The 25,966-nt window shown below is 73.9% G+C and carries 25 protein-coding genes and 1 pseudogene; 14 read left to right on the top strand and 12 right to left on the bottom strand.

Annotated features, from left to right (window positions below; genetic code table 11):
• Window positions 1-101: 101 nt before the first annotated feature.
• A complete protein-coding gene (locus tag AB0K43_RS08195) occupies window positions 102-1,352 on the bottom strand; it encodes a glycosyl hydrolase (RefSeq protein WP_363637063.1) in 1,251 nt (416 codons plus the stop codon).
• Window positions 1,353-1,454: 102 nt separating this feature from the next.
• Window positions 1,455-2,495, bottom strand: a complete 1,041-nt coding sequence (locus AB0K43_RS08190) for a LacI family DNA-binding transcriptional regulator (RefSeq protein WP_363637061.1) — start codon at window positions 2,493-2,495, stop codon at window positions 1,455-1,457.
• A 416-nt stretch (window positions 2,496-2,911) separates the two neighbouring features.
• Between AB0K43_RS08190 and AB0K43_RS08185 the strand changes: the two genes are divergently transcribed.
• The 3 genes from AB0K43_RS08185 (at window position 2,912) to AB0K43_RS08175 (ending at window position 6,007) form a co-directional block, all read left to right on the top strand.
• Window positions 2,912-4,192 carry an extracellular solute-binding protein gene (locus AB0K43_RS08185; RefSeq protein WP_363637059.1) on the top strand — a complete coding sequence of 427 codons (1,281 nt, stop codon included), beginning with the start codon at window positions 2,912-2,914 and terminating at the stop codon, window positions 4,190-4,192.
• A gap of 61 nt (window positions 4,193-4,253) precedes the next feature.
• Window positions 4,254-5,150, top strand: a complete 897-nt coding sequence (locus AB0K43_RS08180) for a sugar ABC transporter permease (RefSeq protein WP_363637057.1) — start codon at window positions 4,254-4,256, stop codon at window positions 5,148-5,150.
• Complete coding sequence (locus tag AB0K43_RS08175; protein WP_363637055.1) at window positions 5,150-6,007, top strand: carbohydrate ABC transporter permease; 858 nt, start codon at window positions 5,150-5,152, stop codon at window positions 6,005-6,007. Before AB0K43_RS08180 ends, AB0K43_RS08175 begins: the two co-directional genes overlap by 1 nt.
• 21 nt (window positions 6,008-6,028) lie before the next feature.
• On the opposite strand, the gene AB0K43_RS08170 is transcribed toward AB0K43_RS08175, so the two are convergent.
• Complete coding sequence (locus AB0K43_RS08170; RefSeq protein ID WP_363637053.1) at window positions 6,029-6,787, bottom strand: metallophosphoesterase; 759 nt, start codon at window positions 6,785-6,787, stop codon at window positions 6,029-6,031.
• 355 nt (window positions 6,788-7,142) lie between these two features.
• Here AB0K43_RS08170 and tdh point away from each other — a divergent pair, with 355 nt between their 5' ends.
• On the top strand, window positions 7,143-8,171 hold the full coding sequence (gene tdh / locus AB0K43_RS08165) for an L-threonine 3-dehydrogenase (protein ID WP_363637051.1): 1,029 nt from the start codon (window positions 7,143-7,145) through the stop codon (window positions 8,169-8,171).
• 42 nt (window positions 8,172-8,213) lie between these two features.
• Window positions 8,214-9,401: a glycine C-acetyltransferase gene (locus AB0K43_RS08160; protein ID WP_363637049.1), complete on the top strand. Its 1,188-nt coding sequence runs from the start codon at window positions 8,214-8,216 to the stop codon at window positions 9,399-9,401.
• Window positions 9,402-9,467: 66 nt separating this feature from the next.
• Here the strand turns inward: AB0K43_RS08160 and AB0K43_RS08155 are convergent, their stop codons facing one another.
• A complete protein-coding gene (locus AB0K43_RS08155; RefSeq protein ID WP_363637047.1) occupies window positions 9,468-10,880 on the bottom strand; it encodes a serine/threonine-protein kinase in 1,413 nt (470 codons plus the stop codon).
• A 141-nt stretch (window positions 10,881-11,021) separates the two neighbouring features.
• Here AB0K43_RS08155 and AB0K43_RS08150 point away from each other — a divergent pair, with 141 nt between their 5' ends.
• The 3 genes from AB0K43_RS08150 (at window position 11,022) to AB0K43_RS08140 (ending at window position 13,916) form a co-directional block, all read left to right on the top strand.
• Entirely contained in the window at window positions 11,022-11,327 is a 306-nt protein-coding gene (locus AB0K43_RS08150; protein WP_363637045.1) for a hypothetical protein, read from the top strand.
• The gene (locus AB0K43_RS08145; RefSeq protein ID WP_363637043.1) at window positions 11,324-12,922 is read left to right on the top strand and encodes an alpha/beta hydrolase; all 1,599 of its coding nucleotides are present in this window, start codon (window positions 11,324-11,326) and stop codon (window positions 12,920-12,922) included. Before AB0K43_RS08150 ends, AB0K43_RS08145 begins: the two co-directional genes overlap by 4 nt.
• Window positions 12,923-12,998: 76 nt before the next feature.
• Window positions 12,999-13,916, top strand: a complete 918-nt coding sequence (locus AB0K43_RS08140) for a LysR family transcriptional regulator (protein ID WP_363637041.1) — start codon at window positions 12,999-13,001, stop codon at window positions 13,914-13,916.
• A gap of 10 nt (window positions 13,917-13,926) precedes the next feature.
• On the opposite strand, the gene AB0K43_RS08135 is transcribed toward AB0K43_RS08140, so the two are convergent.
• Window positions 13,927-14,211, bottom strand: coding sequence for a DUF427 domain-containing protein (locus AB0K43_RS08135; RefSeq protein ID WP_363637039.1), 285 nt, complete (start codon window positions 14,209-14,211; stop codon window positions 13,927-13,929).
• Between the two features lie 153 nt (window positions 14,212-14,364).
• On the opposite strand from AB0K43_RS08135, the gene AB0K43_RS08130 reads away from it, so the two are divergent.
• Both AB0K43_RS08130 and AB0K43_RS08125 read left to right on the top strand, forming a co-directional pair.
• Window positions 14,365-15,300 (top strand): Gfo/Idh/MocA family oxidoreductase, encoded by a 936-nt coding sequence (locus AB0K43_RS08130; protein WP_363637037.1) that lies wholly within the window; start codon window positions 14,365-14,367, stop codon window positions 15,298-15,300.
• A gap of 278 nt (window positions 15,301-15,578) precedes the next feature.
• Window positions 15,579-16,595: a phosphatase PAP2 family protein gene (locus tag AB0K43_RS08125; protein WP_363637035.1), complete on the top strand. Its 1,017-nt coding sequence runs from the start codon at window positions 15,579-15,581 to the stop codon at window positions 16,593-16,595.
• A gap of 18 nt (window positions 16,596-16,613) precedes the next feature.
• On the opposite strand, the gene AB0K43_RS08120 is transcribed toward AB0K43_RS08125, so the two are convergent.
• Together AB0K43_RS08120 and AB0K43_RS08115 are read right to left on the bottom strand one after the other, a co-directional pair.
• Window positions 16,614-17,702 (bottom strand): PP2C family protein-serine/threonine phosphatase, encoded by a 1,089-nt coding sequence (locus tag AB0K43_RS08120; RefSeq protein WP_363637033.1) that lies wholly within the window; start codon window positions 17,700-17,702, stop codon window positions 16,614-16,616.
• Between the two features lie 24 nt (window positions 17,703-17,726).
• Window positions 17,727-19,289, bottom strand: a complete 1,563-nt coding sequence (locus AB0K43_RS08115; RefSeq protein WP_363637031.1) for an MFS transporter — start codon at window positions 19,287-19,289, stop codon at window positions 17,727-17,729.
• 142 nt (window positions 19,290-19,431) lie between these two features.
• Here AB0K43_RS08115 and AB0K43_RS08110 point away from each other — a divergent pair, with 142 nt between their 5' ends.
• The gene (locus tag AB0K43_RS08110; RefSeq protein WP_363637029.1) at window positions 19,432-20,433 is read left to right on the top strand and encodes an Lrp/AsnC family transcriptional regulator; all 1,002 of its coding nucleotides are present in this window, start codon (window positions 19,432-19,434) and stop codon (window positions 20,431-20,433) included.
• A 125-nt stretch (window positions 20,434-20,558) separates the two neighbouring features.
• Window positions 20,559-22,487 carry an RICIN domain-containing protein gene (locus tag AB0K43_RS08105; protein ID WP_363637027.1) on the top strand — a complete coding sequence of 643 codons (1,929 nt, stop codon included), beginning with the start codon at window positions 20,559-20,561 and terminating at the stop codon, window positions 22,485-22,487.
• Here AB0K43_RS08105 and AB0K43_RS08100 read toward each other — a convergent pair.
• The 3 genes from AB0K43_RS08100 to AB0K43_RS08090 form a co-directional block, all read right to left on the bottom strand.
• On the bottom strand, window positions 22,474-22,896 hold the full coding sequence (locus AB0K43_RS08100; RefSeq protein ID WP_363637025.1) for a PPOX class F420-dependent oxidoreductase: 423 nt from the start codon (window positions 22,894-22,896) through the stop codon (window positions 22,474-22,476). The genes AB0K43_RS08105 and AB0K43_RS08100 overlap by 14 nt on opposite strands.
• Window positions 22,897-23,065: 169 nt before the next feature.
• Complete coding sequence (locus tag AB0K43_RS08095) at window positions 23,066-23,245, bottom strand: TetR/AcrR family transcriptional regulator C-terminal domain-containing protein (RefSeq protein WP_363637023.1); 180 nt, start codon at window positions 23,243-23,245, stop codon at window positions 23,066-23,068.
• A gap of 172 nt (window positions 23,246-23,417) precedes the next feature.
• A complete protein-coding gene (locus AB0K43_RS08090; protein WP_363637021.1) occupies window positions 23,418-24,323 on the bottom strand; it encodes an alpha/beta hydrolase in 906 nt (301 codons plus the stop codon).
• Between the two features lie 43 nt (window positions 24,324-24,366).
• Between AB0K43_RS08090 and AB0K43_RS08085 the strand changes: the two genes are divergently transcribed.
• Window positions 24,367-24,843, top strand: a complete 477-nt coding sequence (locus tag AB0K43_RS08085; RefSeq protein ID WP_363637019.1) for a MarR family transcriptional regulator — start codon at window positions 24,367-24,369, stop codon at window positions 24,841-24,843.
• A gap of 148 nt (window positions 24,844-24,991) precedes the next feature.
• Entirely contained in the window at window positions 24,992-25,444 is a 453-nt protein-coding gene (locus AB0K43_RS08080) for a hypothetical protein (protein WP_363637017.1), read from the top strand.
• Window positions 25,445-25,471: 27 nt separating this feature from the next.
• Here the strand turns inward: AB0K43_RS08080 and AB0K43_RS08075 are convergent, their stop codons facing one another.
• Together AB0K43_RS08075 and AB0K43_RS08070 are read right to left on the bottom strand one after the other, a co-directional pair.
• Window positions 25,472-25,657 carry a hypothetical protein gene (locus AB0K43_RS08075; protein ID WP_363637015.1) on the bottom strand — a complete coding sequence of 62 codons (186 nt, stop codon included), beginning with the start codon at window positions 25,655-25,657 and terminating at the stop codon, window positions 25,472-25,474.
• Between the two features lie 99 nt (window positions 25,658-25,756).
• Window positions 25,757-25,852 (bottom strand): annotated as a pseudogene (locus tag AB0K43_RS08070) (IS5/IS1182 family transposase); the annotation flags it as partial.
• Window positions 25,853-25,966 lie beyond the last annotated feature (114 nt).

Genomic DNA, 25,966 nt, shown 5'->3' with positions numbered 1-25,966 from the left:
TGTCGGCCGGTCTTGCGGATGGTGCGGGGCGGTGCGGTGCGGTGCGGGTGGTGCGGGTGGTGCTGGTGGCGCGGGCGGTGCAGGGTGTGCCGGGCGGGTGCTCAGGTGCGGGTGAGCACGGTGGCGATGCCGCGGGCGGCCAGGTAGGCCTGGTCACCCGCGCGGTGGGCGGGCACGATGGCGAGCGGGCCGGCCTGGCGCAGCCGTACCCACTCGGCGTGGAACGCACTGCCGGGGGCGACCTCGGCCCGGCGCTCCGGCTGGGTGCGCAGGTCGACCTCGCAGAGGATCGCCGGGCGGCCTCGGGCGACCGTCCGCCCGGCGCGCAACTCGGCGATCGAGGCGGCCAGTTGAGCGGCGAGCGGCTTGCGCCGGTGGTCCACGGTGAACAGGCCGAGGTCGTACTCCCGGTCCGGGAAGTCCACCAGCCGGCGGTCGATGTCGTGGGAGCACCACCAGGTGACGCCCCAGAGTGCCGGGTTGGGCGCGACCTGGTCGATCATCAGGCGGGCGAACTCGGCGGCCTCGGCCGCCGGGATGTCCGGCTGCGGGGCGCCGACCTCCTGGAGCCAGACCGGTCGGCCCGGGTCGGCCGACCCGGCCGCGGCGAGCTCGACCAGGTAGTCGGCGTGCGAGGTGGTCGCCGGGCCGAGCGCGCGGCCGAGCGGCCGGTCCAGCGCGGAGACGCCGTTGAACACCCAGGAGTGCACGGTGGTGAGATCGCCCAACTCGACGGCGTCGGCCGGGTGGAACGGGTGGTCGGGCTCGTACCAGGCGGCGTCGTACAGCGAGTAGAGGCTGAGCAGGCGCGGTGCGGCCGCCCGGGCGGCGTCGAGCAGTTCGGCGGCCCAGGCGGCGGAGGCGCGGGCGCTGGTCGGGTTGGCCGGCCAGAGGTTGTTGACCTCGTTGCCCAGGGTCACCGCGAAGACGTTGGCGCGGGTGGCGACGGCCCGGCAGACCTGGTCCACGTACGTGCCGAGACCGGTGCGGACCAGCTCGTCGGTGAAGACGCTGCGCTGGTGCCAGGTGAGCACCCAGGAAGGCAGGAAGTCGAAGCTGGAGAGGTGGCCCTGCAGCAGGTCGACCGCCACATCGAGCTCGAACTCGGCTGCCACATCGATCAGTTGGAGGAGGTCTTCGATGCCCTGGCGGCGGATCAGCGAGCGGTTCGGCTGGATCCAGGGCCAGATCGGGAAGACCCGGACGTGGTCCAGGCCGAGCCCGGCGAGGTCCTCGAAGTCGCGTCTGGCGGTGTCCGCGTCGAAGTCCAGCCAGCTGTACAGCCAGCCCGAGGAGGGGACGTAGTTGGCACCGAACCGGAGACGGCCGGGGCCAGGGTGCTGCGGGGTCACACGCGACCTCCTGCTGCCGGTCGGGGCCCGGCGGGCCCCGGCGGTGCGCACGGCACGGCGGCCGGCCGGGCCGGCTCCTTCGCCGTGCGCTTCGGTGGGAGCCTAAACCGATTTAGTGAGCCTGCCAAGACCGGGTGGCGCGGTGCTCTCCCGCACGGTCAGCCGCGGCGTGGCGGTCTTGAGGTCCTGCGCGGACGATGGATCGGCGATCGCGCCGAGCAGCGCGCCGGCGACCTGCTCGCCGAGGGCGAAGGTGTCCCGGGAGAGCGCGGTGAGCGCGGGGTGCACGATCCGGGCCAGCACCGAGTCGTCGAAGGACACCACGGACAGCTCGCCGGGCACCGACACGCCCATCTCGGCGGCCACCCCGAGGCCGGCCACCGCCATCACGTCGCTGTCGTAGACGATCGCGGTCGGGCGGGGCGAGCGGGCCAGCAGCGCGCGGGTGGCCGCGGCGCCCTCGGCGTCGCTGAAGTCGGTCGGCACCGAGACCGCCTCCGCCAGCCCGAGCCGGCGGGAGGCGTCGCGCAGCGCGCGGATCCGGCGCTGGGTGTGCTGGAAGGCGGGCAGCCCGGCGAGGTGGGCGATCCGGCGGTGGCCCAGCGCGGCCAGGTAGTCGACGATCGACAGCATCGCCGCCCGGTCGTCCGCCCAGACCGCCGGCAGCCGCCCGTGCCGGCCCGGTCCGCCCAGCACCACGGTCGGCAGGCCGAGCTCCTCCAGCACCTCGATCCGCGGGTCGCGCAGCTGCAGGTCGACCAGGATGAAGCCGTCCACCCGGTGCTCCGAGGCCCAGCGCCGGTAGACCTCCACCTCGGCGGCGGTGTCCTCGACCACCATCAGCTGGAGGGCGACCGCGTGCGCGGAGAGCCCGGCCTGGAGCCCCGACAGCAGCTGGGCGAAGAACGGCTCGACCCCGATGGTCCTGGCCGGCCGGGCGAGCACCAGCCCGACCGCCCCGGCCCGGGCCCCGCCGAGCGCCCGGGCGGCGCTGTGCGGGCGCCAGTTCATCTCCTCGGCGACCCGCAGGATCCGCTGCCTGGTGCTGTCGCTGACGCCCGGCCGGCCGTTCAGGGCGAACGAGACGGCCCCCTTGGACACCCCGGCCCGCTGGGCGATGTCGGCGATGGTCGGTCTGGACACGGACGGCGGCTCCTCTTCCCGTACGCACGGGCGCTGGTCACTGCTGGTCACTGCGGCGGGTCACCGCGGGCGGCCGGTCCGCGGACGGCCGGACCGGCGGGGTACGACGGAGGGTACGGCGAGAGTACGACGGAGGGTTCGGCGAGGCCGCGGCAGGCTCCGGCGGGTGGTGCCGGCGGCGGGGCGCGGCCGGGCCCGGTCCGCCGGCCGCCCGGTACGGCGCCGGTGCCGGCGTCTTGACACCGCAGTCTAGCCCGGAGGATAGTCCCCAGTCGCTAGACCGGTTTAGTGAATCGCCGGGACGGGCCCCTGACGCAGTATCCGCGGCATCCACCGGCGGCCCTCCTCGCTCCTTTCGAAGCTCCTCCGCAACAGACGGCGCACGCGCGTCCTGTCAGGGCAGACCGGGAGAACTCATGCGAAGGTACTGGACACGGCTGACCGTGGCGCTGGTCGCGGCCGCCACGCTGACGGGCTGCGGGCTCGGCGGCGGGAAGGCGTCCGAGGACGCCGGCGGAGCGGTCACCGGCGCGGTGAAGGGCAAGGTCTCGCTCCAGACCTGGGCCCTGAAACCCAAGTTCACCGACTACATGCAGAGCGTCATCGACGCCTTCGAGAAGAAGTACCCGGGCACCGAGGTCGACTGGCTCGACCAGCCCGGCGACGGCTACGCCGACAAGGTCCTCAGCCAGGCCGCCGGCGGCACCCTGCCGGACGTGGTCAACCTGCCGCCCGACTTCGCCCTCCCGCTGGTCGGCCAGAACCTCCTGCTGGACGTCGCGCGGGCCGACCCCGGGCTCGCCGACGACTACGTGGCCGGCGGCATCGACGCCTACCGCTTCCCCGGGCACAGCGGCGCGTACGGCTACCCGTGGTACCTCAACACCGACGTCGACTACTGGAACGGCGAGCTGCTCACCCGGTACGGCCTCGACCCGAGGAAGCCGCCGACCACCCTGGACGAGCTGATCACCCAGGCCGAGGTGGTCAAGGAGAAGTCCGGCGGCCAGGTCTACCTGATGAGCCGCAAGCCCGGCCTCGGGGACTTCGCCAACGCCGGCGTCAAGATCATGGCGGCCGACGGGAAGAGCTTCACCTTCAACACGCCCGAGGCCGCCGCGCTGCTCGACAAGTACCGGGACGCCTTCGGGCGCGGACTGCTGCCGCAGGACGTGCTGACCGACAAGTACGCTGGCAACGCCAAGCTGTTCACCGCCGGCACCGTCGCCTGGACCACCGGCGGCGGCAACTACATCGGCTCGCTCGCCACCGACAACCCCTCCCTGGCCCCGAAGGTCGTGCCCTCCCCGGCCATGGGCACCCCGCCGCTGTACGTGCAGGGGCTCTCGGTCTCCGCCGCGGGGAAGAACCGTCCGACCGCGGTGGCGCTGGCCCGCTGGGTGACCGACGCCGAGAACCAGGCCGCCTTCGCCCACCTCACCAGCATCTTCCCGTCCACCAAGGCCTCCGCGCAGGACCCGTTCTTCGCCAGGAGCGACGGCACCAACGCGGGCGACGCCAAGGTGATCGCCTTCGCCTCGCTGGCCAAGGCGGCGATGCTGCAACCGGTCCAGGTGGACGGCGCGATGAGCGACATCGTCAACCAGCAGATCGCCCTCGCCGTCAGCGGCGGGGCCACCTCGCAGCAGGCCCTGGACACCGCGGTGGCCCGCTGCAACCAACTCCTCAAGCAGTAGGCCCGGTCGGAGCCGGGGGCCGCCCCACCGGCGGCCCCCGCTCCGGCGGAAAGGCGTCCCCATGACCCACCCGTCGGCCGCCCGGCTCACCCACCGGCGCTGGTTCACCCCCTGGCTGCTGGTCGGCCCGGCGGTGCTCTGGCTCGCGGTCTTCAACCTGTGGCCCTCGCTCAACACCGTGATCCTCTCCTTCACCAACGCCAGACCGCTCGGCGGCGGACACTTCGTCGGCCTGGACAACTTCCACCGGGCCCTCGGGGACGAGCAGTTGGCCGACGCCCTGCTCAACAGCGTGGTCTACCTGCTGGTCTGCCTGCCACTGCTGACCCTGCTGCCGCTGCTGCTGGCCGTCCTGGTGGAGAAGCGGCTGCCCGGTATCACGGTCTTCCGGACCGCCTTCTACACCCCGGTGATCGCCTCGGCCGTGGTGGTCGCGCTGATCTGGGGCTGGGTGCTCGACGACCGCGGCCTGGTCAACGGCCTGGCGCAGCAACTCGGCGCGGTGCAGCGGCCGGTGCCCTTCCTCACCGACCGCTGGCTGCTGCTGCTCAGCGCGATCGGCCTGACGGTCTGGAAGGGCCTGGGCTACTACATGGTCATCTACCTGTCCGCCCTCGGGAACATCGGCCGCGAGCTGCACGAGGCCGCCGCGGTCGACGGCGCCTCGGCGCTGCGCCGGTTCTGGCACGTCACCCTGCCGGGCGTGCGCACCACCATGCTGCTGGTCTCGGTGCTGATCTCGGTCTCCGCGCTGCGGGTCTTCTCCGAGCTGTACGTACTGTCCGACGGCACCGGCGGCCCGGGCGGGCGGGACATGTCGGTGGTGATGCTGATCCAGATGTACTCCCGGGGCTTCACCGGCCACCTCGGCTACGCCTCCGCGCTGAGCCTGCTGCTGTTCGCCGTCACCATCGGGCCGATGCTCCTGCTGCTGCGGCTCAACCGGAAGGAGGCCTGATGCGGCCCGGCCGCCCCGCCCGGGGCTTCAACACCACGTCGCCGGCCGAGCGGGCGGTGCGCTACCTACTGTTGGGGCTCGTCCTGCTGCTGACCGTCGGCCCGTTCCTGTGGGAGCTGTCCACCTCGCTCAAGGGCGCCGGCGAGGACGTCTACACCCGCAGCCCCGGCTTCCTCCCGCACGACCCGACCCTGGCCAACTACGCTGAGGTGGCCCGCACCGTGCCGGTGTGGACCTACGCGGTCAACTCCCTGCTGGTGGCCGCGGTCACGGTGGCCGGCAACGCGGTCGGCGCCACCTTCGCCGGCTTCGCGCTGGCCCGGCTGCGGTTCCGCGGCGGGCGGGCCGTGCTCGGGCTGCTGCTGGCCACCCTGGTGCTCCCCGGCGAGGTCACCATCGTCTCCCAGTACGTGACGGTGCGCAGCCTGGGCCTGGCCGACACCCTGCTCGGGGTGGCGCTGCCCGGGGCGATCGGGATGCTCAACGTGCTGCTGATGCGCACCGCCTTCCAGGCCGTCCCGCCCGAACTCGACTCCGCCGCCCTGGTGGACGGCGCCAACGTCTGGCAGCGGCTGGTCCACGTCGGGCTGCCCAACGTGCGCGGGATGCTCAGCGTGGTGGTGATCTTCGCCTTCATCGGAGCCTGGGACGACTTCCTCTGGCCGCTGATCGTCCTCAACGACCCCGACCACTACACCCTCACCGTCGGACTCCAGTACCTGAACGGCACCTTCAGCGCCAACCCCCGACTGATCGCGGCCGGCACGATGATCGCCTTCCTGCCGATCGTGCTGGTCTTCGCGGCGCTCCAGCGCTTCTTCTTCCAGGGCGTCGAGGAGGGCGCGGTCAAGGGCTGACCGGCCCGCCCCGCCCCGCCGTCAGCCGAGAACCGGGCGGAAGTGCGTGGTGAGCCGCCCGTCCTCGGCCAGCACGTGGTAGGCGAGCGCCGGCGGGAGGTCCAGGTGGACGTGGTCCGCCGGGTGCTCCCGGGGCTCCCACGGCAGCCGGATGGTGGAGGTCACCCCGGGTGCCACCAGCAGCGGCCGCCCGGCGAAGGTGGTGGCCGCCGCGGTGTGGGCGTGGCCGGCCAGGAAGCCGGCGATCCCGGGGTGCCGCTCCACCAGGGCCGCCAGCCGCTCCTCGCCGAACTGCCGGATGCCGTCCACGTACGGCACGTGCAGCGCGGCCGGCGGGTGGTGGAAGCCGACCAGCACCGGTGTCCCGTCCGGAGTGTCGGCGAGCACGCCGCCCAGCCAGCCGAGGGTCTCCTCGTCGAGCAGGCCGCGGTGCTCGCCGGGCACCGAGGAGTCGCACAGCGCGATCACGAACCCCTCGCCCCGGTGCACCTGGTTGACCGGCGCCGCCGACCCGCCCGGCTCACCCAGCAGGTGCCGGCGGAAGGCGGCCCGGTCGTCGTGGTTGCCGGGGCAGATCAGCACGGGGTGGCGGGAGCGCAGCAGCTCGCGGGCCTGCTCGTACTCGGCCGGCAGCCCGTGGTCGGCGATGTCGCCGGTGACCAGGACGGCCGCCAGGTCGTACGGCAGATCCTCCAGGTGGGCCAGCACGGCCCGGGTGCGCTCGGCGCTGCGCCGGGTGCCGTCGAGGTGGATGTCGCTGAGCTGGGCGATCACGATCACCGGTGGGCGCTCCTCGTTCGGGTGGGGCCGCCGCGGGGCGGGCGGCCCGCGGTCGGTACGAACCTACGAGGCCGACCGGGCCGGAGGGAAGATCCGACCCGGCAACGGCGGAGGTGGGCCGAACGGGTGGAGATCGGGCTGCCGGCTGCGGGGCCGGGGTGCAGCTCGGGGACGATCGTGAAGCCCTGCTGTGGCCGCCGTTAAGAATTCCTCGATGGACCGCACCCCCTGCGACCAGGCAGATTGCTCGTGCCCGGTCGGGCGCGCGGCTCCCCGAGCCGCGTGCGGCGAGGCCGGGCGGTTTCGGCCTGCCCACACCAGGTCGCGTCCCCAGCGTGCGTCAGGAGCTCACCCCGTGAAGGCACTCGTCAAGCAGCAGGCCGAGCCCGGGCTCTGGCTGATGGACGTCCCCGAGCCCGAGATCGGCCCCGGCGATGTGCTGATCAAGGTGCTGCGCACCGGCATCTGCGGCACCGACCTGCACATCCGCAGGTGGGACGGCTGGGCGCAGAACACCATCAAGACCCCGCTGGTGCTCGGCCACGAGTTCGTCGGCGAGGTGGCCGCGATCGGCTCCGCCGTCGCCGACATCACCGTGGGCGACCTGGTCTCGGGCGAGGGCCACCTGGTCTGCGGCAAGTGTCGCAACTGCCTGGCCGGCCGCCGGCACCTGTGCCGCAACACGGTGGGCCTGGGCGTCAACCGCAACGGTGCCTTCGCCGAGTATGTGGCGCTGCCCGCCTCCAACGTCTGGGTGCACCGGGTCCCGGTCGACCTGGACGTCGCCGCGATCTTCGACCCGTTCGGCAACGCCGTGCACACCGCGCTCTCCTTCCCGATGGTCGGCGAGGACGTGCTGGTCACCGGCGCCGGCCCGATCGGCATCATGGCCGCCGCCGTCGCCAAGCACGCCGGCGCCCGGAACGTGATGATCACCGACGTCTCCCCGTACCGGCTGGACCTGGCCCGCGAGGTCGGTGTGACGCTGGCGCTGAACGTCGCCGAGCACACCATCGAGGAGGGCCAGCAGAAGCTCGGCCTGCGCGAGGGCTTCGACGTCGGCCTGGAGATGTCCGGCCGCCCCGAGGCGATGCAGTCGATGATCGCCAACATGACCCACGGCGGCAAGATCGCCATGCTCGGCCTGCCCGCCGACGACTTCCCGGTCGACTGGGCCCGGATCGTCACCTCGATGATCACCATCAAGGGCATCTACGGCCGGGAGATGTTCGAGACCTGGTACGCGATGTCCGTCCTGCTGGAGGGTGGCCTGGACCTCACCCCGGTGATCACCGGCCGCTACCCCGCCACCGAGTTCGAGGCCGCCTTCGACGAGGCCGCCGGCGGCAACTGCGGCAAGGTCATCCTCGACTGGACCGCCTGAGACCGGACCGTCCGACCCTCTGACCCCCCGCTAGGAGCCACTGTGTTCGACAACGTCCGCGACGACCTCGCCGCCACCATCGAGGAGATCCGCGAGGCCGGCCTGTTCAAGCCCGAGCGCGTGATCGGCACCCCGCAGAACGCCGCGGTCGCCGTGACCGGCCGCTCCGGGCAGGTGCTGAACTTCTGCGCCAACAACTACCTGGGCCTGGCCGACCACCCCGGCGTGGTCGCCGCCGCCAAGGACGCCCTGGACCGCTGGGGCTACGGCATGGCCTCGGTCCGCTTCATCTGCGGTACCCAGGACGTGCACAAGGAGCTGGAGGAGCGGCTCTCCGGCTTCCTCGGCCAGGAGGACACCATCCTCTACTCCTCCTGCTTCGACGCCAACGGCGGAGTCTTCGAGACCCTGCTGGACGAGCGCGACGCCGTCATCTCCGACGCGCTCAACCACGCCAGCATCATCGACGGCATCCGGCTCAGCAAGGCCCGCCGCCACCGCTACGCCAACCGCGACCTGGCCGACCTGGAGCAGCAGCTCAAGGACACCCAGGACGCCCGCCGCCGGCTGATCGTCACCGACGGCGTGTTCTCGATGGACGGCTACATCGCCCCGCTGCGCGAGATCTGCGACCTGGCCGACCGCTACGACGCGATGGTGATGGTCGACGACTCGCACGCCGTCGGCTTCGTCGGCCCCACCGGCCGCGGCACCCCCGAACTGCACGGCGTGATGGACCGCGTGGACATCATCACCGGCACCCTGGGCAAGGCGCTCGGCGGTGCCTCCGGCGGCTACGTGGCCGCCCGCCGGGAGATCGTCGCCCTGCTGCGCCAGCGCTCCCGCCCGTACCTGTTCTCCAACTCGCTCGCCCCGGTGATCGCGGCCGCCTCGCTCACCGTGCTCGACCTGCTGGAGAAGTCGGGCGACCTGCGCGAGCGGCTCGCGGCCAACACCGCGCTGTTCCGCACGAAGATGACCGAGGCCGGCTTCGAGATCCTGCCCGGCGAGCACGCCATCGCCCCGGTGATGATCGGCGACGCCGCCAAGGCCGGCCGGCTCGCCGAACTGCTGCTGGAGCGCGGCGTGTACGTGATCGGCTTCTCCTACCCGGTGGTGCCGCACGGCGCGGCCCGGATCCGGGTCCAGCTGTCGGCCGCACACTCCACCGAGGACGTCGAGCGCGCCGTGGCGGCCTTCGTGGACGCCCGGGCCGCCCTCGGCGAGTGACCGCGAGTTGACCCCCCGTTCGACGGCCGGCCCGGACCATCCGGCGCCGGCCCTCGGACGTACCGGCTACCCGGGGCCGGCCGTCGGCCGTACCTCCAGGTCCAGCGGGGCGCCGTCGGCCCGGTGCACCGTGCAGTAGCCGTACCGCTCCGCCCCGGACAGCCAGTCCGCCTCGCTCGGCCCGAGCACCACCACCGCGAGCCGCGGGCCGCCCGGGTGGGCCTGTTCGGCCGCCGAGCGGGCCTGGTCGCAGCCGACCAGCAGTACGCCCGGCTGGCTCTTCCACACCGCCCGGTTGACCGGCGTCCGGAGTGTCTCCACCTTGGCCACCTGGGCCTGGTGCGGCCCGGCGCAGTCGGCCGCCCGCCAGCCGACCGGGGTGTCCGGGCCCACCTGGTTCCCGGCTACGGGGGAGGTGTAGTCCAGGCAGTCGCCGAGCCGCAGCCACGGCGGCCGGGCCGCGGCCGTCGGCGTGTTCGGCCGGAACAGCGGGTCCACCGCCGAGCCTTCGGAGTCGAAGCCGACCGGCAGCCCGAGCCGGACGGCCGTCCAGCCGGCCACCACCGACAGCAGGGCGACCGACAGCACCACCCGGGTGACCCGGTTGAGCCGCCGATGGCCCTTCGGCATCGGCTGGACGGCCCGCGGTCGCACCGTCCCGGTCAACCGCTCGGCCAGCGCCGCCAGTTGCTCGGCGACCTGGGCCGCGCCGGCCGGCCGCCGGGCCGGGTCCTTCGCCAGCAGACCCAGCAGCAGTGCCTCCAACTCCGCCGGCACGTCCGGCCGCAGTGCCCGCAGCGAGGGCGGCACGGCGTACAGCTGCTGGTGCACCAGCTCGGCCGTGGAGCGGCCCCGGAACGGCGGGTGGCCGGCCAGCAGCGCGTACAGCGTGCCGCCCAGCGCGTACAGGTCGGCACGGGCGTCGAGCGGCCCGCCGCCGAGCTGCTCGGGGGCCAGGTAGGCGGGGGTGCCCACGGCCGCGGTGCGCTCCGCCGCGCCGTCCCCGTCGAGCGGCCGGTGGTGGGCGATGCCGAAGTCCAGCAGCTTGACCGTGCCGTCCTCGGTGCGGAAGAGGTTGCTCGGCTTGACGTCGCGGTGCACCAGACCGGCCGCGTGCGCGACCGCCAGTGCCTCGGCCACCCGGGCGCCGATCTCGGCCACCTGGCCCACCGTCGGGGCGAGCGCCCCCGGCCCGCTCTCCAGCGAGCGACCGCGCAGCAACTCCATCACCAGGAAGGGCTGTTCATCGAACTCGCCGAAGTCGTGCACCACCACGACGCCCGGATGCTGGAGCCCGGCGGCGGCCCGCGCCTCGCGCAGGAACCGGGCCCGCGCGCCGGCGTCCGGCTCGTGCAGCAGCTTCACCGCCACCCGGCGGTGCAGCAGCCGGTCCTCGGCCTCCCACACCTCGCCCATCCCGCCCGCGCCCAACCGGCGGTCCATCAGGTACCGCTCCGCCACCACCGTGCCGCTCCGCACCGCGTCACCGCTCCTTGATCACTCGAAAGCGACCCAGCGTAGAGCAGGGTCGACCCCTCTTTGGTCGGGTAATCGCACGGGCACTCAGCGTGATGTCCACGTGTAAGGTATGGCCCCGAACCGAGCTGCGGGAGTGGTGAGTTGGACGGGATCAAGGTCGATCCGGGTGAGCTGAGGGCCTCCGCCGGGGTGGCCCGGGCGCTCGGCGTGGAGCTGGACGGGCCGGTCGGGGTGGCGCTCGGCGCCAGTACGGCGGGGGCCGGCCGGCTCGCCGGCTGGGCGGTCGCCCGGGGCCTCGGTCGGCTGGCGGACGGCTGGGCCGCCCCGCTCGCGGCGCTGCGCGGCCGCCTCGCCGACACCGCGGCCAACCTGGAGTCCAACGCCGACAGCCACGTCCGCACCGACCAAGCGGTCGCCGACCTCTGGAAGGCCCCGGTGGCCCGGTGAGCGAGGTCCACACGCTGCTGCTGGGCCTCGACCCGGCCGACCTGCACGAGGCGGCGAACGGCTGGCGCGCCCTCGCGCGGGCGGTGGAGGAGACCGGCGCCCGGCACCGTACGGGTGTCAACGGCCCGCTGCGCTACGGCTGGCAGGGCGCCGACGCGGACGCCGCGTTCCGCACCATGGAGCAGACCGAACAGCTGCTGGACGTGGTGCGGGTGGAGGCCGAGGCGGCCGCGCTCAGCCTGGACACGGTCGCCGAGCGGATGCACCAGGCGCAGACCAACCTGCTCAACGCGGTGCGCCGGGCCGAGGAGCGCGGCCTGCCGGTGTCGGCCGACGGGACGGTCGGCCCGCCCGCAGAGGAGCCGGCGGGCCACCCGGAGCGCGCCGAGCTCGCGGCCCGGGCGGCCGAACTCCAGGCCAGGATCGACGCCGCGCACCGGGCCGCGCTGGCGGCCAGCGACCAGGGCGAGCGGGCCCTCGCGCGGCTGGACGCGGACATCCTCACCGCCCCCCGGCCGTTCGGCGCCGCCGCCGAGACCGCCACCGACACCGCCGCGGTCTTCCGGGAGCTCGGCCTGGTCGACCCGTCCCTCCCCGACGGCACCGACCCGGCGGCCTGCGCCGCCTGGTGGGCCGCCCTCACCCCCGACCAGCGGCGCAGCCACCTCGCGCTGCACCCGGCCGAGCTCGGCCGGCTGGACGGGCTGCCCTCGGCCGTCCGCGACCAGGCCAACCGGCTGGTGCTGGACCAGCGGCTGGACGAGCTCCAGCAGGGCGGCCCGAGCACGTTCGGCCTGACCGACGCCGGGTACAACGAGCGGGTGGCCGCGCTGAAGGCGATCAAGCTCAAGCTCGACCAGGGCGACGGCGCCCCGGAGCCGCACCGGCTGTTCCTGCTCGGCCTCGACCCCGAGGGCGACGGCCGCGCGGTGGTCGCGACCGGCGACCCGGACCGTGCCCGGCACACCGCCGTGTTCGTCCCGGGCACCGGCACCGTCCTCGCCGGGGTACCGGGCCAGATCGACCACATCCGGCGGCTCCAGGGCGCCGCCGAGGCCTCGGCTGGGCCCGGCGAGCCCGTGGCGGTGGTCTCCTGGCTCGGCTACGACGCCCCCGAGTGGGGCAACGGCAGCGTCGCCCGGACCGGGCGCGGGGACGCCGCGGCCGAGCCGCTGCGCCGCTTCACCGCCGGTCTCGGCGCCGCCCGGGGCGGCGGCCCGCCCGGCCACACCACGGTGATCGGCCACAGTTACGGCTGCTACGCCGTCGGTGCCGCGGCCCGTGGCGGCAGTGGGCTGGGCGCCGACGAGATCATCGCCCTGGCCGGGCCGGGGATGGGTGTCGACCGGGCCTCCGCGCTCCAGCTGGACCCGGCCCACGTCTGGGTCGGCACCGCCCGCGACGACGGCATCCAGGCCGTCGCCGGCACGGTGTTCGGCGCCGAGCCGCAGTCGCGCCCGTTCGGCGCCCGGCGCATCGAGGTCGACACCAGCGGTCACAGCGGCTACTGGGAGCCGGGCAGCGAGAGCCTGCGCAACCAGGGACGGATCATCGCCGGCCGGCCACCCTCGACCGTTCCCGAGCTCCCACGCTGAGCACCGTCGCCCGCCGACCGCGGACGTACCGGAGCTCCCGCGCCGCGGCCACCCCGCACGCTGGCACAATGGCCGGGTGATCGACGCACGACGGCTGCGGACCCTGCGGGCCGTGGCCGACCACCGGACCGTGACGGCCGCCGCGGCCGCCCTCTACCTGACCCCCTCCGCCGTCTCGCAACAGCTGGCGGCGCTGGAGCAGGAGACCGGCCACCACCTGCTCGCCCGGGACGGCCGAGGGGTGCGGCTGACGGCGGCCGGCGAGATCCTGCTGACCCACGCCGACGCGGTGCTGGCCCAGCTGGAGCGGGCCGAGGCGGATCTCGCGGCGTACCGGGACGGGGCGGCCGGCGAGGTCACCGTGGCCGCCTTCGCGACCGGCATCGCGCTGGTGCTGGCCCCCGCGATCGCCGGCCTGGCCCGCTCCGCACCCGGCGTGCGGCTCAAGGTGCTGGACGCGGAGGGCGACGCCAGCCTGCCGATGCTGCTGGACGGCGGGGCCGACATCGCGGTCGCCGTCGAGTACCGGGGCGCCCCGCGCGCCGACGACCAGCGGCTGACCCGGGTGCCGCTGTACGCCGAGCCCTTCGAGGCGGTGCTCCCGCTCGGGCACCCGCTGGCCGCCGGGCCGGGCCCGGTCGCCGTCGCCGACCTGGCGGCCGAGCCGTGGATCGGCCCCTACCCGGGCAACCCCTGCCACGACGTGGTGCTGCTGGCCTGCGAGTACGCGGGCTTCCAGCCCCGGCTGGTGCACTCCTCGGACGACTTCCGGGCCGTGCTGGCGCTCGCCTCGGCCGGTGCCGGGGTCGCGCTGGTGCCGCGCTCGGCGCTGCGCGACACCGATCTGTCCCGGGTCGCGGTCCGTCCGGTGGACAGCGCCCTCGCCACCCGCAAGGTCTTCGCCGCCGTCCGCAGCGGCGCCGAGCGGCACCCGCTGATCCGCCCGGTGCTCGCCGCGCTCACCGAGGCGGCGGGCGAGCTCGCGGAGCACTGACCTCCCGCGCTCAGTGCGTGATCTCCACCCCGCGCCAGAAGGCCACCATGCCCGCCAGGTGCGCGGCCTCCGGCTTCGGGTCGGGGTAGTACCAGGCTGCGTCCGGGTTCTCCGCGCCGGCCACCCGCAGCGTGTAGTACGAGGCGGCGCCCTTCCAGGGGCAGTGGGTGGTGGTGGCGGACGGGCCGAGGAACTCCACCTGCACCGAGTCGGCCGGGAAGTAGTGGTTGCCCTCCACCAGTACGGTGCGGTCGCTCTCCGCGATGGTCCGGCCGTTCCAACGAGCAGTGGTCATGCGGACATTGTGCCCGGTCCGCCGGGGCGCACCGGCCAAGTCCGGCCGGAAAGGTGCATCCTGACTGCTCAGCGACGGTTCTGGCATATGCTGCCGGATGGTCGAGTCCGGTGACCGGGCCGGCTGCCCGCCCACCCTCCCCAGGAGCGCCCGATGAGCGACCGCCACCTTGACCTCGACAGCGCCGCCCTTCCGGTGGGGGTGATCGGGCTCGGCGACATCGCGCAGAAGGCCTACCTCCCGGTGCTCGCCACCCAGCCCGGGCTGGACCTGCGGCTGATGACCCGCGACCGGGCCAAGCTGGACCGGATCGGCGACGCCTACCGCCTGCCGGAGCGCTACACCGACCTCGGTGAGCTGATCGACAGCGGCATCAAGGCGGCCTTCGTGCACGCCGCCACCGACCAGCACGTGGCGATCGTCGAGCAGCTGCTCACCGCCGGCGTCGACGTCTACGTGGACAAGCCGCTGGACTACCACCTGGCGGGGGCCCGCCGGCTGGTCGAGCTGGCCGAGCTGACCGGCCGCTCGCTGATGGTCGGTTTCAACCGCCGGCACGCCCCGGGCTACCTGCTGGCGGCCGAGCGCCCGCGCGACCTGATCGTCCTGCAGAAGCACCGCGAGGGCCTCCCGGAGGCCGTCCGCAGCGTGGTGCTGGACGACTTCATCCACGTCGTGGACACCCTGCGCTTCCTGGTGCCCGGTGAGATCGAGCACGTCGACGTCCGCTCCCGGACCAGGAACGGCCTGCTGGAGCACCTGGTGCTCACGCTGGCCGGCGACGGCTTCACCGCGCTCGGCGTCATGAACCGGGTCAGCGGCTCCACCGAGGAGGTGCTGGAGGTCTCCGGGGGCGACGCCAAGCGGGTGGTGGTCAACCTGTCCGAGGTGATCGACCACAAGGGCCAGCCCAGCATCCGCCGCCGCGGCGACTGGGTGTCGGTCGCGCGCCAGCGCGGCATCGAGCAGATCGTGACCACCTTCCTGGACGCCGTACGGGCCGGCAAGACCCTCTCGGCCCGGGACGCGCTGCGCACCCACGAGCTCTGCGAGTCGATCGTGGAGCGCGTCAACGCGCAGGCGGCCTGACCTCTTTCGGGCGTAGCCTCGGAGCAAGGAATCCGTCCCCGAGCGCGGGCCGTCCGAGCGGGCACCGGGACACTCACCGGGCCCCTGCCGGACGGCGGTGGGCCATGCTTGCACCCAGGCAGCAGCTGGAGAACGGGCACCCGGCGGTGGTCTCGGCCCCGGTGGGGGCGACGGCCTCGGGCGCCCGGCCGCGGAAGGTTCGCCTCCTGATGGTTTCCTGGGCGTGGCGGGAGGCTTCCAAAGGATCCTCCAAGAATCCGGTGCTAGCTTCGGGCGCCATGACCGACCTGCTCCGACCTGCGCATTCGGCGACCCGGAACGACCTGCGGGAGGGCGGGCCGAGCAGAACGGGCCCGGCGTCGCGCCGGCTCGGCCCGCGCCACCTCGCCTGGCCGCTGTTCGCCCTCGCCTTCGCCTGGTACCTGTGGACCTACGGCCTGCCGTACGCCAACGACGTGGTGTTCTGCTGGCTGATCGCGGCCCTGGTGGCCGCCTCGGTGCACAGCGGCGGCCGCACCGGCTGGCTGCTGGTGCTGCGGGACTGGGTGCCGGTGATGGCGGTGGTCTGGATCTACTCGCTGCTGCGCGGCTACGGGGCGCACACCCCGTGGCCGGTGCGCTACGAGCCCCAGTTGAGCATCGACGCCTTCCTCGGCGGCGGCGAGACCTGGACGGTCCGGCTCCAGCACTGGCTCTACACGCCGGGCGCTCCGCACTGGTACGACTACGCGGCCGTCGCGGTCTACATGTCGCACTTCTTCACGGTCTTCCTGGTGCTCGCGGTGCTCTGGAAGCGGCAGTATCCGCGCTTCCGGCGGCTGCTGGCGCTCTATCTGGCCGTCACCTTCGCCGGGTTCGCCACCTACGTGCTCTACCCGGCCGACCCGCCGTGGCTGACCGCCCAGGAGGGCCACCTGCCCGCGGTCACCCGGATCGTCTCCGACGTGCTCAACCAGAGCGGCCTGCCACGGGCCGGCTCGGTGTTCGAGAACGGCAGCGAGTTCGCCAACGACGTGGCCGCGATGCCCTCGCTGCACGCCGCGTACCCGATGCTGCTGGCGCTGTTCTTCTGGTCCGGGTCCGGCCGCTGGACCAAGGTGCTGCTGGCGGCCTATCCGCTGGCGATGGGCTTCACCCTGGTCTACGGCGCCGAGCACTTCATCGTGGACATCCTGGCCGGCTGGGCCTACGCGGTGGTGCTCTGGTACGTGCTGACCCGGGCGCTGGACCGCCGCGCGCTGCGGCGGGCCGCCCGTGCCCGCGAACGCGAGCGCGAGCCGCAGCGGGTGGGCTGAGCCGGCGGCCCGGGCCGGTCAGCCGGCCCGGGTGAGCGCCAGCACCGCCGCGTCGTCGGTCAGCCCGTCCACCGTGTAGCGGCGGACGTCGGCGAGCAGCTGGTCCAGCAGCGCGCCGGGGCCGGGGTCGGTCGGCATCGAGGAGAGCCGCTCGGCCAGCGGGTAGAACCGGCCGGCGGCGTCGCGGGCCTCGGAGATGCCGTCGGTGTAGAGCAGCAGCGTCTGGCCGGGCTCCAGCGGCAGCGGCTGGACGGGGTAGCGCCCGCCGGTCATCCCGAGCAGGGCCAGCGGGGGTGACCAGGCGGCGGGCTCGACCTCGGCGACCTGCCGCCCGGTGCGCAGCATCGGCGGCGGGTGCCCGCAGTTGACCAGGGCGGCCGGGCCGGTCGGCGGCACCGACAGCAGCACGGCCGTGACGAACTCCTCCTCGCCGGGCCGCCGGGCCACCACCGCGTCCAGCCGCCCGGCGACCTCGGCCAGGTCGGTCTCCAGCACGGCCGCCTCGCGGAAGACCCCCAGCACGTCGGCCGCCGTCTCGACGGCGCCGAGCCCCTTGCCGCGGACGTCGCCGAGCAGCACCCGCACCCCGTACGGCGACTCCACCACCGCGTACAGGTCGCCGCCGATCCGGGCCTCGGCGGCGGCGGGGGCGTACCGCACCGCGGTCCGCAGCCGGCCGATCCGAGGTGGCACCGGGCGCAGCAGGGCCTCCTGCGCGGCCTCGGCCACCGAGCGCAGCTCGACCAGCCGCCGCTCGCGGTCGGCCACCAGGGCGACCGAGGCGGCGCTGGCGGCCGCCACCGCCGCGACGGCGGCCGCCGAGGTGGCGTGCACCACCGTGCCCACCTCGTCGTTGAGCGCGGCCAGCAGCCAGACGCCGGCCAGCGCGACCGCACCCGCCGCCAGCGGCACCCAGGGCTTGCGGGTGCCGGCGGCCGCCAGCACCGGCACGGCGGCCAGCAGCGGGGAGAAGGTGAACGACGGCCCGGTCACCAGGTCGGTGACCAGGGCCAGCAGGATCAGCAGGTAGGCGAGCGCGATCAGCCTCCCCCAGCGGGGGGCGGCGGAGGACGGCAGCCGCCGCTCGGGCTCGAACTCGCTCGCCATGGAGCCTCCAGTCGAGGCGGGACATCACTCCATTCTCGCCACCGCCGGGCGCTCCCCGCCTGCCCGCACCGGCCCGCCCGCGGCGGCTCGGGCCGGGATGGCCGGCGCCGGGGCGGCCGGCCGGCGCAGCATCAGCAGCACGACCACCCCACCCGCCAGTCCGAACGCCCCCGACACCAGGAAGGTGTCCCGCAGGCCGTCGGCGAAGGCGGCGTGCACCAGCTGCTCGACCGCCGGCCGGGTGCCGGCCGCCGCCCGGGCGACCACCGCGCCCGCCTGCCCGCCGGTCAGCGCGTCCGCCATGCCCTGCGGGTCGCCGCTCGCGGGGGCACGATCGAGCGAGCGCACCATCCCGGCCTGGAAGACGGCGCCGAGCAGCGCGATCCCGAGGGCGTTCCCGAGCTGGCGGGCGGTGTTCAGCGCGCCGCCGGCCATCCCGGCCCGGGCGTGCGGGACGGCCGCCATCGCGGCCGCCGCCATCGCCGGGGTGGCCAGGCCCACGCCCGCCCCGCTGACCGCGAGCCCGGGCGCCAGCACGGCCCAGCCGGAGTCGGCGCCGATCACCGCCTGGAGCAGCGCACCGAGACCGATCAGCAGCAGGCCGCCACCGACGGTCAGCCGCGGCGGCACGCCGTGCAGCCGCCGCCCGGCCACCCCGGCGGTCAGGAACGCCACCACACTCATCGGCAGCAGCGCGAGCCCCGCCGCCACCGGGCCCATGCCGCGCACCGACTGGAGCCACAGCGAGGCGTACCCCAGGTAGGAGAAGGCGGCGGCGGAGAGCAGCAGACCACCGATCATGATCCCGACGAAGGACGGGTTGCGCAGCAGCCGCAGGTCCAGCATCGGGCGGCTGCTGCGCAGCTCGATCAGGACGAAGGCGAGCAGCGCCAGAGCGCCGAGCGCGAACAGGCCGAGCGTGCGGGCGGAGCCCCAGCCGTGCTCGCCGACCGTGATCAGCGCGTAGGTGACCGAGCCGGCGGCCACCGTGAAGGCGGCCATGCCCGGCAGGTCGACCCCGCTCGCCTGCGGGTTGCGCGACTCCTTGACCACCCGCAGGGTGACGGCCACCGCCAGCACGCTCACCGGCAGGTTGACCAGGAAGATCCAGCGCCAGCCCAGGTGCTCGGTGAGCAGCCCGCCGACGATCGGGCCGGCCGCCGCCGCGGCGCCGTTCACCGCGCCCCAGACGCCGAACGCGATGCCCCGGTCGCGGCCCTGGTAGGCGTGGCTGAGCAGGGCCATGGTGGTGGCGAACATCGCGGCGCCGCCGACGCCCTGGAGCACCCGGAAGGTGATCAGCTGCTCCGGCCCGGCGGCCAGGCCGCAGGCCAGCGAGGCGACCGCGAACAGGACCAGCCCGGCGAGGTAGACCCGCCGGCGCCCGACCAGGTCGGCGAGCGCGCCGGCGCCCAGCAGCAGCGCGGCCAGCGCCAGCGCGTACCCGTCCATCACCCACTGCAGGTCGGCGAAGCCGGTGTGCAGACCGGTCGCCATGTCGGGGAGCGCGACCGTCACGATGGTGACGTCCACCAGCAGCATGAACGCCCCCAGGCAGACCGCGGTGAGCGGCAGCCATTTGCGCATCGGAGTACTCCTCGGGTTCGCGGCCGGACACCCGTTGCCCGGTCCCACCAGGTGAACTTCGCACCCCGGTCGCGGATCGGACGAACCAGAAGGCCGTGGGAGCCGGAATCCGACGGAGATGAGGCCTGGCATGATGGAAACCATGCATGAGACGGAGGAGCTCGACCGGCTGGACAAGGCGCTGGTCCAGGCGCTGATGACGGACGGCCGCACCCCGTTCAGCCGGCTGGCCGAGGTGCTGGAGGTGTCCGACCAGACGGTGATCCGGCGCTACCGGCGGCTGCGCACCGCCGGACTGCTGCGGGTGGTCGGGCTGCCGGTGGGCCACCGGGTGGGGCTGTTCGAGTCCTGGCTGCGGGTGCAGTGCGCCCCGGACGCCGCCGTCCAGGTGGCCGACGGGCTCGCCCGGCGCCCGGACATCGCCTGGGTCACCCTGAACTCCGGCGGCACCGAGATCCACTGCGTCTCCAAGGCCCGCAACCGGGCCGACCGGGACGCCCTGCTGCTCCAGAAGCTGCCCGGCACCCGGCGGGTGACCGGGATCTCCGCGCACAGCATCCTGCGCACCTTCGTCGGCGGGCCGGGCCGCTGGGCCGGGCTGGACGTGCTGACCGAGCCGCAGCTGCTGGCGCTCGAGCGGCCCGGGGCGTTCGACCGGGGCGCCCGGGTCGAGCTGGACGACGCGGCGCTCGCGATGCTCGCCGTGCTGGGCCGCGACGGGCGGGCCGGCCACCCCGAACTGGCCCGCGCCACCGGGCTGTCGGAGTCGTCGGTGCGGCGCCGGCTGGAGCAGCTGAGGGACGCCGGCGCGATCTACTTCGACGTGGAGATCGCTCCGCTGCTGCTCGGCTACCACGCCGAGGCGGCGCTGCTGGTCTCGGTGCCGCCGGCCGAACTGGCCGCCACCGGAGCCGCGTTCGCGAGCCACCCGGAGGTGCCGTTCGCGGCGGCCATCACGGGCGCGGCCAACCTGCTCGCGGTGGTGGTCTGCCGGGACACCGACGCGCTCTACGGCTACCTCACCGAGCGGATCGGCGCGCTGCCGGCCGTCCAGCAGGTGGAGGTGGTGCCGGTGCTGCGGACCGTCAAGCGGGCCGGGATGCTGATGGACGGCGTACGCCTGGTCGACCCGCCCGGTGCGTGACGGCTGCGCGCGGCCGCGCGTTCCTGCGCGGATCGGCCCTGCCAGGTGCAGATATTGACACCCGGTCAGCCCCGTGCTGCACTGGTGCCGCCCCCGTCCGGCTGGTGCTCCGGAGGTACCACGCCATGCGGATCCGCTCGCTGCTCGCCGTCATCGGGTGCCTGCTGGGCACCGCCGGGCTCGGTGCCGGGCCCGCCGCGGCCGACGGCAGCACCTACTACCTGGACTGCGCGGCCGGTGACGACGCGGCCGGCGGCACCGCCCCCCAGGCGGCCTGGCGCACCCTCGCCCGGGCCGGCGCGGCCACCTTCGGGCCCGGTGACCGGCTGCTGCTCAAGCGCGGCACCAGCTGCCCGGGCACGCTGGCGCCCAAGGGCTCCGGCACCCCCGCCCTGCCGATCACCGTCGACGCCTACGGCACCGGCGCCAAGCCCCTGGTGGCCGGGGGCGGCGCCGCCACCGCCGTACTGCTGCGCAACCAGCAGGGCTGGGAGATCCGCAACCTGGAGATCACCAACCACGGCACCGGCGCCGGCAGCCGGCGCGGCGTCTCGGTGGAGCTGGCCGACTACGGCAGCGCGAGCCACCTGGTGCTGGAGCAGTTGGACATCCACGACGTCAACGGCACCGACACCAAGGACCTCGCCGGCAGCGGCGGCATCTACCTCGCGGTCGGCGGCACCGCCACCCCGACCGGCTTCGACGGTGTCACCATCCGGGACAACACCGTCCGCTCGGTGGACCGCGAGGGCATCTTCCTGGTCTCCACCTGGAACCGCTCCGGCTTCGAGGCGCACAGCGCCGGTGCCTTCGTCCCCTGGACCGGCGTGCGGATCAGCGGCAACCGGCTGTCCGACCTCGGCGGCGACGGGATCGTGGCCGGCAACACCAGCGGCGCCGTGATCGAGCGCAACACCGTCAGCGGCTTCCAGCGGCGCTCCGCCGGCTACAACGCTGGCCTGTGGACGTACGACTCCGACGACGCCCTGTTCCAGTACAACGAGGCGAGCGGGGGCGGCAACACCCGCGACGGGATGGCCTTCGACGTCGACCAGGGCACCGTCGGCACCGTCTTCCAGTACAACTACAGCCACGACAACGCCGGCGGCTTCTTCCTGCTCTGCAACGCGACCGGCATCCTGCGCACCGCCGTGATCCGGTACAACATCAGCCAGAACGACGCCTACCGCGGGTTCGAGAACTGCTCCGGCGCGATCGAGTCCGCCGAGGTGCACAACAACACCCTGTACATCGGCCCTGGCGTCAGCCAGTCGGTGATCCAGGAGAACAACACCACCCGGCGCAACGTCGCCTTCCGCAACAACATCGTGGTGAAGACCGGCGCCGGCACCGCCTCGATGGCCCTGCGCGGCGGCGGCTACCAGCTGGACCACAACTCCCTGGTGAACGTCGCCGGCGCGCCGACCGGTGCGGGCGGCACCGCCGACCCCCGGCTGCGCGCCCCCGGCACCGCGACCGACCAGGCCCACGCCACCGGCTACCAGCTCTGCGCCGGCTCACCCGCCCTCGGCGCCGGAGCACCCGCCACCGGCACCCTGGACTACTTCGGCGACCCGCTGCCCTCCGGCGCCCCCGACCAGGGCGCGTACGGCGGGGCCGGGGTCGCCTGCGCCGCGCCCGTCACCTCCGGCGGGGTGTACCGGATCGCCCGGGCCGCCACCGGCCAGGTGGCCGACGTGCCCGGCTCCTCCACCAGCACCGGCACCCAGCTGATCCAGTGGGCCTGGCACGCGACCGACAACCAGCGCTGGACCTTCACCGCCGACCCCGGCGGCGGCTACACCGTGCGCAACCTCAGGTCCGGTCTGTGCCTGGACGTCAGCGGCGGCTCGACCGCCCCCGGCGCCGCCGTCATCCAGTGGACCTGCACCGGCGCCGACAACCAGCGCTGGCTCCCCGACCCGGCCCCGGCCGGCGGCTACACCCTCACCGCCCGGCACAGCGGTCTCGCCCTGGCCCCGGCCGGACCCGCCGACGGCGCACCGCTCGGCCAGCAGGCGGCGGGGGAGGCCTGGACCTTCATCCCCGGCTGACGTCGCGGGCGGTGCTGCCCTTGGCGGCCAGATTCCAGCTGATGATCCGCTCGGGGTGCACCCGGATGATCTCGTGCGAGAAGAACTGCGGCGCCACCGGCGGCACTTCGACGGTCAGCAGCTCGGCCCGGCCGCGGATCTCCACCCCGCGCCCCCAGCCGGGCGCCACCGCCGCGGGGTCGTCGGGCGGCGTCAGATCGTCGACCAGGAACGACACCCGCGGATCGCGGGCCGCATTGCGGTACTTCCGGCTGGCCGCCATCCGGGGCCCACCGATGTCGACGGTGCCGTCCTCGTTCAGCCGGAACCCCACCGGCCGCACCTGCGGCGCGCCGCCGGGGCCGCTGGTGGCCAGCCGGCCGAGCTGCTGGGTGGCCAGGTAGGAGAGTTCCTCGGGGGTGAAAACCATCGCTGCTGCACTCCGTTCCGATGGCGGGCTGCCGTCGTCAACGGTAGGAGCTGAACCGCGGTTGAGGTCAATTGCTGATCCGCATCCGCCGTACGAACCGATGATCATCGAGCCCTGCGTCAGCGCGTCCCACCGGTTCGTCCAGATCGCTGAGCTCGTCGGTTGTGCGTCACCCTGAGATGCGGGCTTCGATGCCGTCGAGCAGGAGGTCGAGGCCGATCCGGAAGGTACGGTCGGCGTCCAGATGAGCGGCATCGCGCACCACCGTGGCCGGCGCGGGGAATCGGCCGGTGGCGAAGTCCCGCTCCAAATAGGGCCCGAGTGAGGCCTGCCAACGCTTCTCGTCCACCCGGTGGCCTGCTCGGTACGGCGGTCGGCGACCTCCCGACGCACCGCGCCGATCACGTCCGCGTTGACTGCGGCGACCACCGGCATGATGGCGTCCACGTCGAGGTCGCCCAGTGCGGCCACCACGGTCTCCCCAGGACCACCTCGTTGCCCGCAGTGGTCGCGGCCATCGGTCAGGGTGTCGGGCGTCCGAGGTGCTGGGTGAGGAAGAGGGCCGCGCGGTCCAGTGCCTGGTCGGCCTCGTCGAGGAGCCCGGCGAAGGACTGGAACACGTGCGGGACGTCGGCGGTGATGTCGAGGATCACGTCCACGCCGGCGGCCCGGGCGCGGGCAGCCAGGCGGGTGGAGTCGTCCAGCAGGACCTCGTTGGTGCCGGCCTGGAGGAGCATCGGCGGGAATCCGGTCAGGTCGGCGAGGACGGCGGGGCTGAGCAGGGGCTGGTGCGGGTCCTGCCCCGCGAGGTACATCTCTCCGGTGGGCCGCAGGCTCTCGCGGGTGAAGATGGGGTCGATGCCCGCCTTGGTGTCCATGCTCCCGCCGGTCCGGGTGGCGTCCAGGCTGGGGGAGAAGGCCACGATCGCCGCGGGCAGCGGCAGCCCCGCGTCGCGGGCGGCGAGGCAGGTGGTGACCGCGAGGCCGCCGCCGGCGGAGTCTCCGGCGAAGGCGATGGCCGAGGGGTCCTCGCCGCCCTCGAGGAGCGCGCGGTAGGCGTCGAGGCAGTCGTGGATCGCGGCCGGGAACGGGTGCTCGGGCGCGAGCCGGTAGTCCAGGGAGACGGCGCGGAACCCGGTCCTGGCCACCAGGTTGCCGGTCAGCGACAGCGCGGTCTCGGGCGAGCCGATGACGAAGGAGCCGCCGTGGAAGTACAGGATCGTGCCGGTACGCGGGGCACCGACCGGCTCGACCAGCAGCGCGGGTCGGTCGCCGAGCGCCGTCCCGGTGGTGCGGATGCCGTCGGGGACGATCATCTGGGCCATCAACGCCTTGAACCCGGCCCGCAGCTCCTCGACCGACCGAGGGCCCTCGGGGCGCGGCTGCCGCAGTATGGCGTCGATCTTCGCGCGCTGTTCCCTGCTCATGTCCCAGCTCCCGTCATCAGTGGATGCCGTTACACTATATGCCATGGCATCTAGATTGAACGGTGACACGGTCGACCTCCCGGGCTTCTTCGCCGACCTGGTGCGATGCGAGACGCGCCTGTACAACGCGCTCAACGACCGCCTGCGCGAGCAACACTCCATCGTCACCTCGCAGTTCGAGTTCCTCCGGCACCTGCGCGACCACCCCGGAGCCCGGGTCGCCGACCTGGCCACCGAGTTCGCCATCGGCATCGGGGCCACCAGCAAGGGCGTCGACCGCCTGGAGAAGCAGGGCTGGGTGGTCCGCCGACCCAACCCGACGGACCGCCGGTCCTCGCTGCTGGCCCTGACCGACGACGGCTCGCGGCTGGTCACGGCGGCGGAGACGACCTTCGCCGCCGGGCTGGCCGAACTGCTCGCGGACACCCTCGACCCGGCCGCCGTCCCGGTGGTGGCGCAGGCGCTCTCGCGGCTGCGCTCCGCACTGGAACGCGACCGCATCGGCATGCCCACCGGCTGAGCCGCGATCACACGGGGCCGCGCATCCCCGGTTTCCGTCCCCCTGCCGCTCATCTCACCCGTGCGGTGTCGCTCATGACCCGATGTCGGTCGAGCGAGATATGTTCCCCTGGCACGAGCGCACAACGAGACCTTCGAGGGGACCTGCCATGAGTGCCGACGACCGCAACGCGTACGAGGGGTTCACGGCCGAGGAGCGGGCCGCGATGAAGGAGCACGCCAAGGAGCAGAAGGCGGCCGCCCGCCGCGCCTCGCACGCCGAGAAGGCGGCGGAGGCGGAGCGGGACGTGCTCGCGAAGATCGCCGAGATGGAGCACTCGGACCGCGTCATGGCCGAGCGCATCCACGCCGTCGTCACGGCCAACGCCCCGACCCTCGCCCCGAAGCTCTGGTACGGGATGCCCGCGTACGCCTTGGACGGCAAGGTCGTCTGCTTCTTCCAGAGCGCGGAGAAGTTCAAGTCCCGCTATGCCACGCTCGGCTTCAGCGACCAGGCGCAGCTGGACGAGGGCGAGATGTGGGCGGCCGCGTTCGCACTCACCGCGGTGACACCCGAGGTGGAGGCGCGGATCGTGGCGCTCGTGAAGCAGGCCGTGAGCTGAGGCCGGCCGCGAGCGCCACCGTGGCGCTCAGAACTGGACGATCGGCACGTCGCTGGTGGCCAGCAGGACCCACACGGCGAGACCCGCCAGCGCGATCAGCACGAGACCACCCCCGACGACAAAGCCCACCACATCCCCGCACGAGGTCGGCCGCGCCGAAGACGCGGGCGGCCGGCGACGGCGCGGTTCGGGCGGTGACCACAGGCTGCTCATGACTTCCCCCTTGTTCCTTCTTCGGCCGCCAGTCTGATCGCCGCCCGGGCCACCGGGCATGAGTACTCCTACTCAGTTCACGGGGCTGAACTGCGGGCTGTCGGTGGCCTGCCCGGCCGGTAGGAGGAACGGCAGCGGGCGAGACTTCAGGTCACCGGCGACGTGAATCCTGCTGGTCCGCCCGCCCCTGGATCGGAGTCTGCGTTGGCTCCCTGTCGTCGGATCACGGCCTCGAACTGCTGACGCAGACGCTCGGGGTACGGGCCGTACTCGCCAATCGGCAGGTACGGGCCGATGAACACCGTTCTT

Source organism: Kitasatospora sp. NPDC049258 (assembly GCF_040678895.1).
Classification (GTDB): domain Bacteria; phylum Actinomycetota; class Actinomycetes; order Streptomycetales; family Streptomycetaceae; genus Kitasatospora.
The sequence above is the reverse complement of the archived record's forward strand: the minus strand, read 5'-3'. Positions and strand labels throughout refer to the sequence as shown.

Excerpts from the sequence above, each read along its gene's own strand:
- AB0K43_RS08185 (WP_363637059.1), top strand. The coding sequence starts at position 2,912 with ATGCGAAGGTACTGGACACGGCTGACCGTGGCGCTGGTCGCGGCCGCC.
- AB0K43_RS08180 (WP_363637057.1), top strand. The coding sequence starts at position 4,254 with ATGACCCACCCGTCGGCCGCCCGGCTCACCCACCGGCGCTGGTTCACC.
- AB0K43_RS08175 (WP_363637055.1), top strand. The coding sequence starts at position 5,150 with ATGCGGCCCGGCCGCCCCGCCCGGGGCTTCAACACCACGTCGCCGGCC.
- AB0K43_RS08135 (WP_363637039.1), bottom strand. The coding sequence starts at position 14,211 with ATGACCACTGCTCGTTGGAACGGCCGGACCATCGCGGAGAGCGACCGC.
- AB0K43_RS08130 (WP_363637037.1), top strand. The coding sequence starts at position 14,365 with ATGAGCGACCGCCACCTTGACCTCGACAGCGCCGCCCTTCCGGTGGGG.
- AB0K43_RS08125 (WP_363637035.1), top strand. The coding sequence starts at position 15,579 with ATGACCGACCTGCTCCGACCTGCGCATTCGGCGACCCGGAACGACCTG.
- AB0K43_RS08120 (WP_363637033.1), bottom strand. The coding sequence starts at position 17,702 with ATGGCGAGCGAGTTCGAGCCCGAGCGGCGGCTGCCGTCCTCCGCCGCC.
- AB0K43_RS08115 (WP_363637031.1), bottom strand. The coding sequence starts at position 19,289 with ATGCGCAAATGGCTGCCGCTCACCGCGGTCTGCCTGGGGGCGTTCATG.
- AB0K43_RS08110 (WP_363637029.1), top strand. The coding sequence starts at position 19,432 with ATGCATGAGACGGAGGAGCTCGACCGGCTGGACAAGGCGCTGGTCCAG.
- AB0K43_RS08105 (WP_363637027.1), top strand. The coding sequence starts at position 20,559 with ATGCGGATCCGCTCGCTGCTCGCCGTCATCGGGTGCCTGCTGGGCACC.
- AB0K43_RS08100 (WP_363637025.1), bottom strand. The coding sequence starts at position 22,896 with ATGGTTTTCACCCCCGAGGAACTCTCCTACCTGGCCACCCAGCAGCTC.
- AB0K43_RS08090 (WP_363637021.1), bottom strand. The coding sequence starts at position 24,323 with ATGAGCAGGGAACAGCGCGCGAAGATCGACGCCATACTGCGGCAGCCG.
- AB0K43_RS08085 (WP_363637019.1), top strand. The coding sequence starts at position 24,367 with ATGGCATCTAGATTGAACGGTGACACGGTCGACCTCCCGGGCTTCTTC.
- AB0K43_RS08080 (WP_363637017.1), top strand. The coding sequence starts at position 24,992 with ATGAGTGCCGACGACCGCAACGCGTACGAGGGGTTCACGGCCGAGGAG.
- AB0K43_RS08075 (WP_363637015.1), bottom strand. The coding sequence starts at position 25,657 with ATGAGCAGCCTGTGGTCACCGCCCGAACCGCGCCGTCGCCGGCCGCCC.